Origin of the sequence: Pseudomonas fluorescens, from assembly GCF_019212185.1 — a bacterium.
Taxonomy (GTDB): domain Bacteria; phylum Pseudomonadota; class Gammaproteobacteria; order Pseudomonadales; family Pseudomonadaceae; genus Aquipseudomonas.
The window spans coordinates 4,444,774-4,460,460 of sequence record NZ_CP078138.1 but is presented as its reverse complement, the minus strand read 5'-3'; the positions used below and the strand labels follow the sequence as shown (position 1 = coordinate 4,460,460).

Here is a 15,687-nt window from a genome sequence, read left to right as displayed (position 1 = left end):
TAGTTCGATGACTGTAAAAACGCCCACCGGCCTGAGTGTCGGTATCAAGCAGCGGCTGATCCAGCAAGCGCTGGAACGCCGTCGCAGCGAGGTGGGCGACGCGGCGGGCGGCGCCACCCTGGAGCAGGCGCAACAGGCGGCGCTGAAGGTGCCGGAAGCGTTCTATCGGTTCGACCTGCATCCCGGCTATCAGCAGTTGCGCGTGATGCAACAGGGCGCCGCGCGCCTGGGCCTGAGCAGCCCGTTCTTTCGTCTGCACGAGGGCCTGGCCGGTGCCGAGACCCGCATCGGGGCGCAGCAATACGTGAACTTCGCCAGCTACAACTACCTCGGCTACTCCGGGCATCCGGACGTGGCCGAGGCGGCCAAGGCGGCGATCGATCGTTACGGCACCTCGGTGTCGGCGAGTCGCCTGGTGTCCGGCGATCGTCCGTTGCACCGTGAGTTGGAGCGTGAGCTGGCCAAGCTGTATGAGGTCGACGATGCCATCGTTTTCGTCAGCGGGCATGCCACCAACGTCACCACCATCGGTCATCTGTTCGGTCCCCGTGACCTGGTGCTGCACGACGAGCTGATCCACAACAGCGTGTTGCAGGGCATCCAGTTGTCTGGCGCGCGCCGCCTGAGTTTCGCCCACAACGACTGGCAGGCCCTGGATCGAATCCTCGGCGAGCAGCGCCAGCATTTTGAGCGGGTGCTGGTGGTGGTCGAAGGCATCTACAGCATGGACGGCGACTACCCGGACCTGCCGCGTTTCGTCGACATCAAGCGTAAGCACAAAACCTTCCTGATGGTCGACGAAGCGCACTCGCTGGGGGTGATGGGGGCGACCGGCAAGGGGATTCGCGAGCACTTCAGTTTGGCCGGGGATGACGTGGATATCTGGATGGGTACCCTGAGCAAAACCCTCGCCAGTTGCGGTGGCTATATTGCCGGCAATACGGCGTTGGTCGAGCACCTGAAATTCCTCGCGCCGGGCTTTCTCTACAGCGTCGGCATGCCACCGTCCACCACGGCCTCGGCGCTGGCTGCATTGCGTTGCCTGGCCAACGATCGTGAGCGGGTGCAGACCGTGCAGGCCCGGGGCGAGTTGTTCCTGCGCCTGGCCAAAGCCGCCGGCCTGGACACCGCCACCAGCACCGGGTTGGCGGTGATCCCGGTGATCACCGGCAGCTCGTTCAAGGCCGGACGCCTGTCCAGCGCCCTGTTCGAGCGCGGCATCAACGCCCAGCCGATCCTCTATCCCGCCGTCCCGGAACACGTCGCCCGGGTGCGCTTCTTCGTCTCCTGTGAACACACCGAAGAGCAAATCCGCCAGACCGTGGCCATCGTTGCCGAGGAATTGGCGAAGATTGGGTGATCTAAATGTGCAGGCGATTGTGTGGGCGCCCGCTGTTCCTGTGGGAGCCAGCCTGCTGGCGATGAAGTTGATGCGGTGTTGCTGATGGCCCCATCGCTAGCAGGCTAGCTCCCACAGGTTGCGCGGTGACCGCAGATTTTGTGGTCTGCCGCCTGTCCTGTAGGAGCGAGCCTGCTCGCGAAGGTCGTCAACGATGACGCGATGAGCCTGATGTCGCGCGGCGGTCTCAGGTTTTTCGCGAGCAGGCTCGCTGCTACAGGTGGGGCTTTTCGTAGGCGCTCAGCTGTTCGATGAAGCGCCAGTGGCTGCGTTTGTCGAAGCCCATCAGGCGTTTCAGGCGGATGTCCCAGCGCATGTGGTGGTTGGCGATCATTGGCAGGGCGAACAGGTGGGCGCCGCGCCAGGGAATGAATGGGTTGCGGCGCAGGCTGGCGTAGATTTCCACCCGGTGGCTGGGGCGCAGGCTGGGGCAGCGGGCGTGGAAGCCTGAGGTGTCGGCGATCACCAGGGTGTTGGCCGGGACCGCAAAGCGTCGTGGTGCCGGCAGGCCCAGTGCGGCCAGTTCATGTTCATGAATACGGAACGAACCCTCACGGTGCATCTGCTCATCGGAACGGGCCGCACCCAGGCTCTGGCGATACTCCCAGGCCAGGCGCTCCGGTGTCAGGCGATGGGAGCCCGGCACATAGCTGAAGGGACCCTGGTCATCGGCCACATCATCGAGGAACAGCCACGCCTTGGCGGTGGGGTGAAAGGTGTCGGCATGCAGGCGCGTTTGCGGGTCCTGCTCGGCGTTGACCCCATCGATCACGATCGACTGCAACTGATAGGTGATGCCGCCGGTGTTCGACGAGGCATAGGCGATCAGATCGCGTACTCCACGGTCGGCGACGAAGGCGGCGCTGGCCGGATTGCGCGCCAGCACATCCTGGTCAAGGCTGACCCGGCGGGTCACCGCCTTGCCCTGGCGCATTTCCCAGCCAGTACTGCGCAGTTCACCGAGTTCGGCACGCAGGGCAGCAAACTGCTCGGCGGGCAGGGCGTTCTCGCGAACGAAAAAACCCTGCTCCTCGAAACTGGCCAATTCGTCGGCATTCAGCCGTGGCGCCAGGGCGCGGCGGCGCATGGCTGCCATACCCATCGCCAACTGCCGGCGCTGCACGTGCAGGCCCAGGGCATTGAGGCGGGCGCTGCCGAGGACCGGGTTGTTTTCGAACGATTTGGCATGGGTCAGCAGTTGCAGGCAGTGCCAGGGCAAAGCCGCATAACGGCCAAGATCCTTGATTGATGCGGGCATGGTCTAGTCCTTCAGTGGTCCCTGCGTGCGGCCAAAGCCGAGCATGGTCCGAGTGTAATTAAGCAGCGGCAGCAGGCGCGGATGGTGCGCCAGGCGCGGCGGCCTCGGGTTCGACAGGCATGTCAGGGCATGCCAGGCATCGCAGGGCAAGGTTTGCAGGGGGTCGGCATAGCGCGCATAGCGCAACAGAGCGCCGGCTACCAACTGATCCAGGGTCAGGCGCCGGGTGCGGCGCGGTAAAGGCTGGTGGTCGCGGGTCAAACCCCAGCCGGCATAAAAGGGTGAGCCATAAGTCGTCACCGGCAGGCCACGCAACAAGGCCTCGAAGCCGGCGGTGGAACTGAAGGTGTGCACTTCATCCACTTGCCCGTAGAGGCGGACGATGTCGGCCCCCGGCAAAACCTGATCAACCAGCCCCGTCAAGCGTTCGGCGGGCAGCGCGCCATGGCGCTTGCCAGCTTCGACATCCGGATGCGGCTTGTAGACGATCCAGGCATCTGGCGCGCTGGCGCGGACCTGTTCAAGCAGCGCCAGGTTGTCGTAGACCGCGCCGACACTGCAGCGCAACGCGGCATCGTCCTCGACCTGGCCGGGCACGAGAATCCGCCGCTGACCGGGTCGTGCAGCAACCGGCTGGTGCAGATCGTTCTTGAGATTGAACTTGCTCGCGCCCAACGCCACGATCGACTCACGTAGACGCGCGGCCTCAGCCAGCGTGTCGCGGTCAAACTCGGCGTGCTGCAGCAGGGTTTGCAGATCACTCTCGGTGCGGGCATCGAAATGCATGCCGCAGCGGTCCAGCACCAATGACAACGCGGGTGCGTTCATTGCGCCAAGACCGACGGAGCGCAGGAAGCCGTCTTCCACCCGCCACAGCGGGACATTGGCCGTGGTGGCACGGGTTCGCAGATCCGCCGGCTCGCGGGCGGCCCAGACCAGCAGCTTGCCGGCCTGGCGCGCCACGTCCGCCACCAGTTGCGGGCTGTCCTCGGCGAATGTCAGCTGACCCCAGCGGCTGCTAAAGAACCGCCGAATGTTGTGCTGCTTGTGACGCTTGACCCCCAGCACGGTAATCGGCCCGGCGAACTCGGCATCCCGGGCTTTTTTGCGCGCCAGCTGATGGGCCACGGTCAGCGCGTCGGTGGGTTGCCCGGTCAGCGGATCAATGTAGCGGCAATAGCGAACGTACGCCGCTGCGACCAACTGCTGCAGCGTCAGGGTTGCCTGGCGCCGAGGGATCGGCATGCGATCGTCGGTCAGCCCCCAGCCGGCATAGAACGGCAGACCGAAGCAGGTAACCGGCACGCCCTGAATTAACGCCTCCAGACCGGCCTGGCTGGTGCCGATGTAAACCCGCCGCGCACGCTGGGCCAACGACGCCCAGGACACCGGGCGCGCTTCCAGGGTGACACCGCGCTCGGTGGCGGCCGCCAGCAGGCAGCTGGGTTTCTGTCCACCGATACAGTCCGGGTGAATCCGCACCCGCACCTCGGCATCGGGGTTTTCCGCCAGGGCCGCGTCGAGCATGCGCACGTAGTCGGCTTCACACAGTCCACCGCCCGGGATCGAGTAATCGCCGGCGGTCTGGTCCACCACCAGCACCAATGGCCGCTCGCGCCCCAGTGGATCGTCGGGGTCGAGGTCGGGGCTGTTGTTGTACTTGCCGATGCAACTGCTGCGCATCAAGGCAATCAATTGCTCGGCGCAGTGCAGTTCGGCGGCGCTCAGGTTATCCGGCTGCTGCAGGATATTTTCCAGCAGCGAAGGGCGGTCGGCCAGGTAGTGGATGCCCACGGGATCGACCACCAGCGACATCGGTGTATCGCCCTCGATGCCCAGCGACGACGAGCGCAGGAAGCCATCCTCGATGGCGATGTACGGCAAGCCCCAGCGCTGGCACAGGGCACGGGCCGGGGCCGAGCTGTCCTTGTAGCCGATGCCGGCGATCGCCTTGAGGTGTTTCGGCGCTCGACGCCCGCGTTGCCACAACCAGTAGGGCGGGCCTTCCGGGCCAAGGAACTGCGGCAGGTGCAGGACATTCCATGCCACCCATTGCTGGGTGATACCGATCCAGCCGGGCCCGGGCACCAGTGGCGCAAGATCGAGTGCGGGCAGAGGCAGGCCGTTCAAGCGTTACGCTCCAGGCGCCGCAGCATGCTGCGCACCGGCGGCCAGGGCACCCAGCGCTTGCGCAACAGGCGAAAGCCGTTATGCAGGTACAAAGCGCGCGCCCGGGCGTTGTCCAAAGGCACTTCCAGATAAGCCTCCTTGAAGCCCGCCGTCACGGCCTGAGCGCAGCAGGCCTGTACCAGCGCCGAGCCGATGCCCTGATTGCGCGCGGCCTTGCTCACACGCAGGCCGTACAACAGGAACGGGTAACGCCATTCGCGCCATTCGCTCAAGCAGAAACCGGCAAAGCGCAGGCGCCCCATCAGCCAGCCGAACTCCGCAACGAAGGGCTGCAGGCGCAGGGCGAAAGGGCCGCGGCGGTGATGTTTGAAGGCGACGTAGCCGCTGGCCTCGCCGTCCTCGAATGCCAGTAGCACACGGTCCCAATGAATGCTGCGACCGAGCAGGCGCTCGCGGCAGTCATTGTCACCGATCAGAAACGCCAGCGAGCCGCGTCCACCCGTCACCAGGTGCGCCAGTTGTGGCTGTGATTGTTCCTCGGCGGGGAGCTCGGACCCGAGCACGATCTTCACCACGGCCTCACAGCGCGGGCGCGGTGGCCGAGGCTGCGCTCGCCGGTTGGGCGCAAGCGACCAGGCGGCTGGACAGCGCATCGACACGTAACGGAACAGGACGGGTGCTGGTCTGGCGACGGTTGGACCAAATCAGGTAATCGGTATCGCCCGCCGGTGCGCCAACCGCTTGATAGACGTTCGGCAGAATCGGTACGTGATCGCCAAAGAAGCACAGCAGGGTTTCGCCTGGCTGATCGAGCAGAGTCTCGCGCAGTTTTCCGAGCATCCGGTCGGCATTGCTGATGTGTCGCAGGTACGGCGCCAAATCATCCATGCCCTCGAGCAGCGGGCGGTCGAACCAGGTGGGCAGTTCGCTGGCGGCGACTTTTTCCAGGTGCAATGGCCCGTGATTTTCCATGGTCACTGCATGGATAAACAGCGGCTGGGTGCGGTTCGGATCGTCGAGCAGTTCGCGGATCTTGTCGGCCACCGCGCAATCGCCAATGAACGGTCCGGCTTTCTGCGAATCGTTGAAGGCGCGCACGTCGATGAACTCATCGAAGCCCAGCGCGGGCAGCACCTTGTTGCGGCCGTAAAAACTGCCGTCGTAAGGGTGCACGCAGACCGTACGGTAACCCTGCGCCTTGAGATGCGCGGCGATGCTTGGCAGGCCCCGGCGGGCCAGGACGCGATAGGGGTTGAAGCGATGCACGCCGAGTCGGTCGCCGGGGATGCCGGTCAGGTAGGCGAACTCGGTACGCACTGTGTTCGCACCCCAGGCGGCGACTTGCAGCTTGCCACGGGCCAGCGCCTGGCCGGCGAGACGGTCGTATTCGCTGAGCACGTCGGCCTTGACCCCGGGCCACAGGTCGCGCACGTCGAAAAACGATTCACTCTGTACCGAGACCAGATCGGGCAAGGGCGCGCTGGACTGGCGGGCAGCGTTGGTGCTGAACGGCGAGCCGAGGGTGGACGGGTCGACCGCGACCCGGGCGGCGCGGAAGTAGCGCCACAGGCAGGCGGCCAGGCCCCAGCGCCGCACGTCGGCTTCGGCATCGAAGCTCGGCACGCTGCGGTCACGCTGACCGCACCACAACAGCCCCAGGCCCACTGCGCCGAGCAGCAGCGCAGATGAGCGTGCGCCGCTCACCGCTGGCTCAAAGCTCAACCCGGCCCACAGGTACACGAGAAAACCGACCGCCAGCAGCGCCGCTTTGCCGAAGCCGAAAAACGGCAGGTACAGGCGCGGGAAGCGCACCGCGTCGCTGAAATATTCGAAGTCGGCGCAGACAAAGGGTTCGCGCAGCGAATGGTACTTGGCGTTGCTGACCATCACGATCAGCAGCCACAACAGCATCAGGTTGATCGCGCTGAACAGCGGGCGGGCGGTCATTGCATACAGCAGCGCCAAGCCGACGCACCACAAGCCGCTGTGCAGCCACCAGCAACTCAGCGGCCGGCGCAGGTTCGGGCGCGGGATCAACAGGCGTTCGATCAGTACGGTGAGGAGCAGGCCGACGACGGCGACCTGAAGGATGGACATTTCACTCACTGTAATTCAGACCACGCAGGATAAACGATGAAAGACGCTGGGGAATCACCCCCAATAACCAAGTGCCGAGATTCAGCGGAAACGGAAAACTGATGCGCGCCTGATTCGCGGCGAGCCCGCGCTTGATCCGGCGCGCGGCTTTTTCTGCGGTCCACAGGAACGGCTTCGGCCCGGGCATTTCAAAACACATTTTCGACTCGACGTAGCCGGGCAGGATCACATTGATCTTCACCCCCTCCGGCGCCAGCCAGTCGCGGATCGCCTCGCCGTAGACCCGAATCGCCGCCTTGCTGGCGCTGTAGGTCGGCGTCACCGGTAAGCCGCGCCAGCCGGCCAGGGAGCTGAACAGGGCGATCTGCCCGTGACCCCGGGCACGCATGACGGGCAGCGCGGCGTCGACGGTGGCGAGGGCCGCCATCACATTGACTTCGAGCAGGGCGCAGCTGGCGTCCCAATCTTCCGCTTCGCCATTGCTGCCGACTGCGGTATTGAGCCCGGCACCGACCAGCACCAGGTCGGGCTGTTCGGCCTCGCTGACCCGGCGAACCATGGCCCGCAGCGCGTCGAGGTCGCGCACATCCAGCGCTTCGAGCAGCACCCGCGCACCGAGGGCGCGGCATTCGCTGGCCATTTCCTCCAGACGGTCCAGGCGCCGGCCTTGCAGAATCAGGGTCACGCCGGGTGCCGCGTAGGCGGGCGCCAGGGCGCCGCCGATGCCGCCGGTGGCGCCAGTGATGAGGATGCAGCGGGGCGAAGAGTGTTGCGTCATAGGAAGTGTTCGATTCTCGATTTTTTTGCCAGCAACACGTTCAGGCAGTTGTTGACCGCCATGTCGATCCCGCAGCCGGTGTAGAAGCCGCCATTGACCTGGGTGGTGTGGATGACGGTGTTGCGGAAATGCTTGAACAACGCCATGTCGGGCGCTTCGGGGGCGTGCCAGAAGTCGTCGAGGCTACCTTGCTGAGTCAGCCCGGGCATGGCGTAGATTGGGTTGGCGAGCACGAAAGTCGGGCGTTTATGCAGGATCGCCGAGGCACCGGCGGTGCTGTTGACCGTGATCATTCCGGCGATGTGCGAGAGCAGCGTCGGCATGTGCCCGCTCTGCAGGAAGTCAACGCGGTCGGCGACCGCATATTGCTTGGCCAGCATGGCAGTGATGCGGTGGTAGTTCACCAGACCCGGGGTCAGCGGATGGTTCTTCACCAACAGCCGCGCCGAGCCCGGTGCGTGAGCGGCAAAAGAAGCGATCACATGCTCGATGACTTCAGCCATGTTGGTGAACGGCGAGTGATCTTTGATCTGCGCATCACTGTCCAGTTGCAGCGGCAGCAGGAAGGTCGGGTGCCGCTCACGCGCGACTTCGGTCACCAACGCATCATCGCGCCGCCCGCTGAGCAGCAGGCGCACGCCCTGGCGGATGAACCCGGCGTACTCCTTGGCCGCGTTGTAGGGGGCGTGGGTCCGGTAATGCGGGAAGCACAGCTTATTCAGCGCACCACCGCTGTGGTACAGCACATCGTGGGCGGCGCGAGAGGCGAACGACAGCTTGAACGGGTCGCCATTGTCGTAGCGCGGGATGTGCTTACCGACTTCGCGGTACCAGTCCGGATCGCGGGGCAACAGCGAGTTGTTGTTCACGCCATCACGCTCGAGGGTGATCCAGTAGGGGCGGAAATAGCCCTCTTCAAACACGTGCACGCGGATGCCCAGGCGCTTGGCCAGGGCGATGGCGGGACGGTGTACCGGGCGGCAGTCGCCGAAGAGGACGACGTCGGTGATGTGGAGGTCTTGGAAGTAGTGGGTGTAGAAAGATTCGAGTTCTTCCGGGCGAGACGAGTAGAGACTCAGTGGTCCGGAGCTATACATCAGGTCGCCGACGTTAAAACTGATGCTGTGGACGCGCTGGTCGATTGCCCGCAAGGCTTTCGCCAGGCGAGCGAAAAACGGCGAACTGACGCCTTGGAGAAACAAGAAGCTGTTACGCGGCTGAGGCGGAAGGGCGCGCAAGGGCGCCTGCGCTTTCAGTTTGTCAGGCGCGTCATGCCCAACAAACTGCTCAAGCGCTGTTTCAATTCCTGCCATCTGGATCGTACTCCGGGCTGCGATAAAGCGTGCCAGTTCTGTAATTCGTGAAGAGTTTGTTCCGCGGTCGTGAAGCGGTCGGTGATACGGCTTACGTAAGTGGGGTACAGCAACAACGTACCCGCTACCAACTCATCGAGGTGCAGCCGACGATCGCGCCTGGCCTGCACTTCGGGGTGAAGGTCCTGATCATTGGTCAGGCCCCATCCCGCGTAAAATGGCTGGCCGTATGTCGTTACCGGGACACCCCGCAGCAAGGCCTCGAAACCGGATTGGGAAGTCAATACATGGACCTCGTCCACGGTTTCCAGTAAATGCTGCAGCGGCGTATTGCCGATCACTTCATCGCACCAATCGATGGTCTGTGCCTCGTCTTCACCGCGCGCTCGGGTGCCGGCCAGGACTTCTGGATGGGGTTTGTACAGAACCCAAGCGGCTGGATTACGCTCGCGCACCGCTTTCAATAATTCCAGGTTGCTGCGGATGCGATGGGCGCCAAAACGAATGGACGCATCGTCCTCGACCTGACCGGTTACCAGGATGACCTGCTGCACTGAATCCGGGCGCTGCCAGCTTTCCCCAGGCAAGTTGTATTTGGTCACACCGGCGGCGCAAATGGCTTCGCGCAATGCGCGTGCCCGGCTGATCAGTGATGGCTCAAAGAGCTGGTTGAGCAAGATATGTTCCAGGCGCGAAGTACGTGTGGCGTCGTAATAGATGCCCAGGTCATCCACCACCCAGGACAGTGGCCGGGTTTTCCCCGCTCCGAGACCGACCGAACGCAGGAAACCATCCTCCACCCGACAGACAGGTGCGCTGTGTTGTGTCAGGTCGCTGTCATGCTTGCAGCCCCATGACACGACCGCTTGCCCGGCATCCAGCGGTTGTTCGGCATTGACGAACTGTATGGCGGCGCCATCGAAAAACAGCTTGACCAGGGGTTCCTTCCAGCGACTGAAACCAAGCATCTGTACGGATTCAGGTACTGCACTGCGGTGGCGACGCTGCAGGCCAAGCCAATTTATCAACACTTCGGGGGGGCAGGCCCTGCCTGTTTCGGGGCTGATATAGCGTGGATAGCGCACCAGGCAGGCATGTATCAGTTGGGCGAGGCTAACGGACTTGCGCCGCGACGGTGCAGGAAGACGATCATCCGTGAGCCCCCAACCCGCATAAAAAGGCATGCCCCAGGTGTGTACGGGGACATTCCACAGCAAGGCATCGAAGCCCAGCTGCGAAGTCATTACGTATACTGCCCGCAAGCGTGGCAACAGATCGGCAGGATGAAGGTTACGGGTTAGCACCTGTACACGCGGATGGTTCGTCAGCGCTGCCAGATCGAAATGCCCTTGCTTGCGACCGGCGACAACGTCCGGATGGACCTTGAGCACAATGGTGCTGGTGGGGTAGCGCTCCAGCGCGGCCTCAAGCATTGCCATGAAGTCAGTGGCCCCGGCGCCCTGTAGCGAAGCGTCGGCGAATGTCTGATCGGCCACCAGGACACAGTCGTCAGGTAGCTCAACTGATGTAATGCGTGCCTCGTTGTACTTCGATACCCGCTGCAGTTGCCATAGTTGCTGCAGAGCAACAGCTCGCTCGGTTTGCTTGGTGTCCAGAGGTTCGCCAATCAACAGTTCCAGGCGCGACGGTGCGCTGGCGTCGTAATAGACCCCGATATCGTCGACGATCAACGAGAGCGGTGGTTCATCAGCCCCCAGACCCACGGAGCGCAGAAACCCGTCCTCCAGGGTCACCACCGGCAAGCGAGCCTTTTCAGCGTGGGCTATTGCCTTCAGTGCACTGGGTTTGCGACCCCACGCCATCACGCAGTCGGCTTTGCGAATGTCAGCCACCGTGCCATTTTGCAGGGCGTAGTCGGGCAGCAAAGCGGGCAATGTACTAATGCATTGCGCGCCTTTGGAGAGGATCAACAAGCGGGATCGTGGAGGAGCGTCATCCATAAACGTGGAGCGAAATTCCGTTTGAGTGGGTGGGTGCACAGCGCCGTTTCGATAAACCGAGCACGACCTGAAATAACGCGTGAATGTTAATACAAATTAACAATGTAAGAACGGTCTTTCAGACGAATACGTAGGATGTGTGACAAAAACAGCCAAGCGAGTGCTGAGAAACGTCGCGCTACGGCCTCAGAGCAATCCCAGGAGATAGTCGTACTTCTGTCGCAGCAGCGGCATGCGCTCCTTTTCCTGGTACTCGGTGATGGTTTCTGGACGCAGGCAATGGAACAGGGCATTGAGTAAAAACATGTAGTGCAGATTTCGCAGGGCTTCCTCGGCATCGAACCCTGTCGGCAGTGCAGCTCGATAGGTGTCGAGAAGTTCTTGCCGAGCGGCGAGAAACGGTGCCATGTCTTTGCGTCGAAACAAACTCCCCAAATAAGCCCCGCCATCGAAACCGATGCGTCCGACTTTGACCTCGCTCCAATCGATCAGCTGCAACTTTCCGGCATTGATGAACAGGTTTTTGCGCAGATAGTCCATGTGGCTGATGCAGCGTGGGCTACGTCGAGCAGCGCGGCCAAGGCGAGCCAGGACTGGTTTGAAAGCCTTGAAGTTCTCGGCCAGGCCGGAGAAACGCTCGTCGTCCTTGCCCAGTTGTTCGAGTACTGGCAAGCAGCGAGCAAAGTTGAACCTCGGGCGCAGCAGGAACCACGGGCGAAAGAAATCCATGCTCCAGTACAAAGGGGCCTGATGCCGCGGACGATTTTTCAGGAAGCGATGACTGAGGCTTTCCAGTTCGGCGATACCCAGAGCCAATTGCCTGGCAATCAGGTGCATGCGAGGTGGCTTGCCTCTGGCGAAGTCGGTGAAAATCAGGCTTTCCAGCGGCGTCTCGATGACCCCGAAGCAGGCCGGGTGCTGAAACTGCTCACTGCCATGCAGCATGTCGGTCATTCGGTAGAAGCGTGCTTCCTGGCTGCCAATAAAAGCTACCTTGCGAATGGACTTTTCCACCAGATCGATGGTCTGACCGGTGCTCGGATTGAGCAACTGGTGGTGACGCACATAGTTGACGAACGAGGCGTTGGAGTCCAGGTCCTGAGTGGTGATGGTGAACGGTGCCTTGCCCCAGTCCGGCATCAGCGCGCGTATATGTTGTTCCAGGTCACCCTGGTGCCAACGGTAAAGGACTCTGCAGCCTTGCAGGGGGTGTAGATCCAAATTCATGACTTCAACTTAGGCAAGTGCCATATGTCCGATTTGTAGCGGTTTTAGTAATAATATGCTGAGTGATACAGAGTGCGGAGACAACGAAAAGTTTACTGGAAGCGCCGCATTTGTGGCTCGGCACGCCATCGAACAGTTTAAAATGCCCGGCTGGCCGGATTGGGACTTTGCTAAATGTTGCAAAGACCTTAAAATTCACCGCTGAACACCACGTTGCTATCAGGGACGAAAGTCAAACATGAATCATCTTGCTATTGCAAAAGAAGCACTTATCGCTCAGGCGCAAGCGGTCACTCAAATGGCCGATCGCCTGGACGGCGAGTTCCAGAATGCCGTCGAACTGATCTTCGGCTGCAAGGGTCGTGCGGTTGTGTGTGGCATGGGCAAATCCGGCCTTATCGGCCAGAAGATGGTCGCCACCTTCGCCTCCACCGGCACCCCGAGCTTCTTCCTGCACCCGGCCGAAGCCTTCCATGGCGACCTCGGCATGCTCAAGCCGATCGATGTGCTGATCCTGATCAGCTACAGCGGTGAAACCGAAGAAGTGATCAAGCTGATTCCGAGCCTGAAGTCCTTCGGCAACAAAATTATCGCGATGACCGGTAATGGTAAATCGACACTGGCCAAGCACGCCGATATCTGGCTGGATATCTCGGTCGAGCGCGAAGTTTGCCCGAACAACCTGGCACCGACCACCTCGACACTGGCCACCATGGCCATGGGTGACGCACTGGCCGTGGCGTTGATCGAAGCGCTGCAATTCAAACCAATGGACTTCGCCCGCTACCACCCGGGCGGCAGCCTGGGTCGTAAACTGTTGACCCGCGTCAGCGACGTGATGCATTCGCCAGCACCGGCAGTCACTTCGGCCACCAGCTTCCATGATTGCCTGTTGATGATGACGCAAAGCCGTTTGGGGCTAACCGTCGTTATTGATGATGGCGTATTGGTAGGTATCGTTACCGATGGTGACTTGCGCCGTGCTTTGTTGAGTGATGAAGGTGTGGTCCACACCACAGTGGCGCACTTCATGACAGCCAAGCCGCACACCATCAAGGAAGATTCGCAGCTGTCAGAAGCTGAAACCTACATGCTCGATAACAAGATTCGCGCACTGGCGGTTACCAATAGCGATAACGCTGTAGTGGGAATTGTCGAAATCTTCGACTGATACGCCAGTAGTTTTACGTCGGCACAAAAAAACGGTAGGAGCCAAGCTTCTACCGTTTTTTCGTTTCGGACTGCTCCAGCATTTAATTGCAGGAGCAAGCCAGAGCTTACTGCGCCATCTTCGCCATCACCTGCGCATAACCCGCCGCAGTCCCCAGCACCGCATCCTTGCCCTGGGCAAACAGAATCGCGTCAGCCACCTCGCGGAACGCACCCGTACCGCCGGCCGCCGTCAGCGTGTGAGTCGCAGCGGCCTTCACGTACACCGGCGCATCTGCCACTGCAAACGACAGGGCGCAAGCAGCAAAGGCCGGCAGGTCGATGCAGTCGTCGCCAATGCAAGCGGTTTGCGCCGCACTGACCCCAGCTTCGGCCATCAGTTGGTTACAGGCTGCCTGCTTATCCTTGACGCCGAACTGGCACAGGGTGATCCCCAGGTCCGCCACGCGCTTGCGCAGCGTCGCCGAATCACGCCCGGACAACACCGCCACGCGCACGCCATTCTCTTCCAGCAGACGCATGCCCATGCCATCACGCACATGGAAGCGCTTCAGGCATTCGCCGCTGGCGTCGTAATAAATCCCGCCATCGGTCAGCACGCCATCGACATCGGTAATCACCAGGCGCACATCGTTCAGCGTCGGCTGCGGGGCAGGGGCCTGGCCACTCATGATCGCCCGCACTTGCTCCAGGCATTCCGGCGTGTCGACGCCCGGGCCGGTCGGCTCCACCAGATAGGCACGAATGCAATAACCGGCGGCCATCAGGCGCAGTTGTTCGAGCTTCTCCGCATGCTCCAGCATCGGCTGCGGCAGACCGCTGTAGTCAGCCAGTACATCGCGGCGGTAGCCGTACACACCGACGTGCTTCAGGTAGTGCGCGACTTCGCCATCCCGTGGGTAGGGAATCGGCGAGCGGCTGAAATACAGGGCGTTGCCGTTATTGGCCAGCACCACTTTCACGGTGTTGGGGTTGCCGGCTTCGTGAGCTTCGATCGGGTGGCACAGGGTGCCGACCTTGACCTGCTCGTCGGCGAGCATGCCGGCGGCGAGGGCTTCGATGTCCGCCGGGCGTACCAGTGGCTCGTCGCCCTGCAGATTGATGTAGATGTCTGCCTCGACCTGAGCCATGACTTCCGCCAGTCGATCGGTGCCGGACGGATGATCCGGCGAGGTCATCACATACTGGCCACCAAAGGCCTGCACGGCTTGCGTCACGCGCTCGTCGTCAGTGGCAATCACCACCACCTGCGCATTGCTCACTTGCAGAGCGCGTTCGTAGACGTGCTGCACCATCGGCTTACCGGCGATATCCGCTAGCGGCTTGCCCGGCAGGCGCGTCGAACCGTAGCGGGCCGGAATGACAATCGCGACCCGTTGTTCTGTACTTGCCATGTTCAGAGTCCTTGTTTCAACTAACGTTGCTTCAGGCAATGTTCAGTGGTGCGAAGGATTTGATCAGGTCATCCAGGGCTTTGATCTGCGCCAGGAACGGCTCCAGTTGGTCCAGCGGCAGGGCGCTCGGGCCGTCGCACTTGGCCTGATCCGGGTTCGGGTGAGCTTCCAGGAACAGACCCGCCAGGCCAACACCCATGCCGGCGCGCGCCAGATCGACTACCTGGTCACGACGACCACCGGACGCAGCGCCCGACGGATCGCGTTGTTGCAGGGCGTGAGTTACGTCGAAAATGATCGGCAGGTTGTCGCAGGTTTTCTTCATCACGCCGAAGCCGAGCATGTCCACCACCAGGTTGTCGTAACCCAGGCAGGTGCCGCGATCGCACAGGATCAGCTGGTCGTTACCGGCTTCCTTGAACTTGTGCACGATGTTCTGCATTTGCGACGGGCTGAGGAACTGCGGCTTCTTGATGTTGACCGGCTTGCCGGTCTTGGCCAGGGCAGTCACCAGGTCTGTCTGGCGCGCAAGGAACGCAGGCAGTTGCAGCACGTCAGCCACTTCGGCAACTGGGGCGCACTGATAGATCTCGTGCACGTCGGTGATCACCGGCACGCCGAATTCGGCTTTGACCTTTTCGAAAATGCGCAGGCCTTCTTCCATGCCCGGACCACGGTACGAGTGGATCGAGGAGCGGTTAGCCTTGTCGAAACTGGCCTTGAACACATAAGGAATGCCCAGCTTTTCGGTCACGCGCACGTATTCAGCGCAAGCGGTCAGGGCCAGGTCCAGGGACTCGAGTACGTTGATGCCGCCGAAGAGGACGAAGGGGGCGGTGTTGGAGCATTCGATGGTTGGGGTGATTTTGATCATGATTACAAGTCCACTTTGAAAATGATGAAAAGGGCGGCGCTTGCTATCGGGCGGTTTAAAACCGACCCGATAGCAGTCGTATTACC

Annotated in this window: 12 protein-coding genes; 2 read left to right on the top strand and 10 right to left on the bottom strand. The window is 61.9% G+C overall.

Annotation, left to right across the window (positions count from 1 at the left end; translation table 11 throughout):
- Nucleotides 1–7 precede the first annotated feature (7 nt).
- Complete coding sequence (locus KW062_RS19800) at nt 8–1,360, top strand: aminotransferase class I/II-fold pyridoxal phosphate-dependent enzyme (RefSeq protein ID WP_105755525.1); 1,353 nt, start codon at nt 8–10, stop codon at nt 1,358–1,360.
- A gap of 253 nt (nt 1,361–1,613) precedes the next feature.
- On the opposite strand, the gene KW062_RS19795 is transcribed toward KW062_RS19800, so the two are convergent.
- The 8 genes from KW062_RS19795 to KW062_RS19760 form a co-directional block, all read right to left on the bottom strand.
- A complete protein-coding gene (locus KW062_RS19795) occupies nt 1,614–2,657 on the bottom strand; it encodes a phytanoyl-CoA dioxygenase family protein (RefSeq protein WP_105755526.1) in 1,044 nt (347 codons plus the stop codon).
- Nucleotides 2,658–2,660: 3 nt separating this feature from the next.
- The gene (locus tag KW062_RS19790; RefSeq protein ID WP_105755527.1) at nt 2,661–4,787 is read right to left on the bottom strand and encodes a capsular polysaccharide biosynthesis protein; all 2,127 of its coding nucleotides are present in this window, start codon (nt 4,785–4,787) and stop codon (nt 2,661–2,663) included.
- Nucleotides 4,784–5,362, bottom strand: a complete 579-nt coding sequence (locus KW062_RS19785) for a GNAT family N-acetyltransferase (protein WP_105755528.1) — start codon at nt 5,360–5,362, stop codon at nt 4,784–4,786. Before KW062_RS19785 ends, KW062_RS19790 begins: the two co-directional genes overlap by 4 nt.
- Nucleotides 5,363–5,366: 4 nt before the next feature.
- On the bottom strand, nt 5,367–6,878 hold the full coding sequence (locus tag KW062_RS19780; RefSeq protein ID WP_177433272.1) for an LTA synthase family protein: 1,512 nt from the start codon (nt 6,876–6,878) through the stop codon (nt 5,367–5,369).
- A gap of 7 nt (nt 6,879–6,885) precedes the next feature.
- A complete protein-coding gene (locus KW062_RS19775; RefSeq protein WP_027619428.1) occupies nt 6,886–7,662 on the bottom strand; it encodes an SDR family NAD(P)-dependent oxidoreductase in 777 nt (258 codons plus the stop codon).
- Entirely contained in the window at nt 7,659–8,975 is a 1,317-nt protein-coding gene (locus tag KW062_RS19770; protein WP_105755530.1) for a capsule biosynthesis protein, read from the bottom strand. The genes KW062_RS19775 and KW062_RS19770 overlap by 4 nt, the downstream gene beginning before the upstream one ends.
- Nucleotides 8,915–10,936 carry a capsular polysaccharide biosynthesis protein gene (locus KW062_RS19765; protein WP_105755531.1) on the bottom strand — a complete coding sequence of 674 codons (2,022 nt, stop codon included), beginning with the start codon at nt 10,934–10,936 and terminating at the stop codon, nt 8,915–8,917. Before KW062_RS19765 ends, KW062_RS19770 begins: the two co-directional genes overlap by 61 nt.
- A 186-nt stretch (nt 10,937–11,122) precedes the next feature.
- Entirely contained in the window at nt 11,123–12,163 is a 1,041-nt protein-coding gene (locus KW062_RS19760; RefSeq protein WP_256350826.1) for a phosphotransferase, read from the bottom strand.
- A 238-nt stretch (nt 12,164–12,401) separates the two neighbouring features.
- On the opposite strand from KW062_RS19760, the gene KW062_RS19755 reads away from it, so the two are divergent.
- The gene (locus KW062_RS19755; protein ID WP_105755532.1) at nt 12,402–13,334 is read left to right on the top strand and encodes a KpsF/GutQ family sugar-phosphate isomerase; all 933 of its coding nucleotides are present in this window, start codon (nt 12,402–12,404) and stop codon (nt 13,332–13,334) included.
- Between the two features lie 106 nt (nt 13,335–13,440).
- Here KW062_RS19755 and kdsB read toward each other — a convergent pair whose 3' ends face one another.
- Together kdsB and kdsA are read right to left on the bottom strand one after the other, a co-directional pair.
- Entirely contained in the window at nt 13,441–14,727 is a 1,287-nt protein-coding gene (gene kdsB, locus KW062_RS19750; RefSeq protein WP_105755533.1) for a 3-deoxy-manno-octulosonate cytidylyltransferase, read from the bottom strand.
- Between the two features lie 31 nt (nt 14,728–14,758).
- Nucleotides 14,759–15,601, bottom strand: a complete 843-nt coding sequence (kdsA, locus tag KW062_RS19745) for a 3-deoxy-8-phosphooctulonate synthase (RefSeq protein ID WP_027619424.1) — start codon at nt 15,599–15,601, stop codon at nt 14,759–14,761.
- Nucleotides 15,602–15,687: the final 86 nt, after the last annotated feature.

What these genes read in the sequence shown, in the direction of transcription:
- KW062_RS19800 (WP_105755525.1), top strand. Translation starts at nt 8, where the DNA reads ATGACTGTAAAAACGCCCACCGGCCTGAGTGTCGGTATCAAGCAGCGG.
- KW062_RS19795 (WP_105755526.1), bottom strand. Translation starts at nt 2,657, where the DNA reads ATGCCCGCATCAATCAAGGATCTTGGCCGTTATGCGGCTTTGCCCTGG.
- KW062_RS19775 (WP_027619428.1), bottom strand. Translation starts at nt 7,662, where the DNA reads ATGACGCAACACTCTTCGCCCCGCTGCATCCTCATCACTGGCGCCACC.
- KW062_RS19770 (WP_105755530.1), bottom strand. Translation starts at nt 8,975, where the DNA reads ATGGCAGGAATTGAAACAGCGCTTGAGCAGTTTGTTGGGCATGACGCG.
- KW062_RS19765 (WP_105755531.1), bottom strand. Translation starts at nt 10,936, where the DNA reads ATGGATGACGCTCCTCCACGATCCCGCTTGTTGATCCTCTCCAAAGGC.
- KW062_RS19760 (WP_256350826.1), bottom strand. Translation starts at nt 12,163, where the DNA reads ATGAATTTGGATCTACACCCCCTGCAAGGCTGCAGAGTCCTTTACCGT.
- KW062_RS19755 (WP_105755532.1), top strand. Translation starts at nt 12,402, where the DNA reads ATGAATCATCTTGCTATTGCAAAAGAAGCACTTATCGCTCAGGCGCAA.
- kdsB (WP_105755533.1), bottom strand. Translation starts at nt 14,727, where the DNA reads ATGGCAAGTACAGAACAACGGGTCGCGATTGTCATTCCGGCCCGCTAC.
- kdsA (WP_027619424.1), bottom strand. Translation starts at nt 15,601, where the DNA reads ATGATCAAAATCACCCCAACCATCGAATGCTCCAACACCGCCCCCTTC.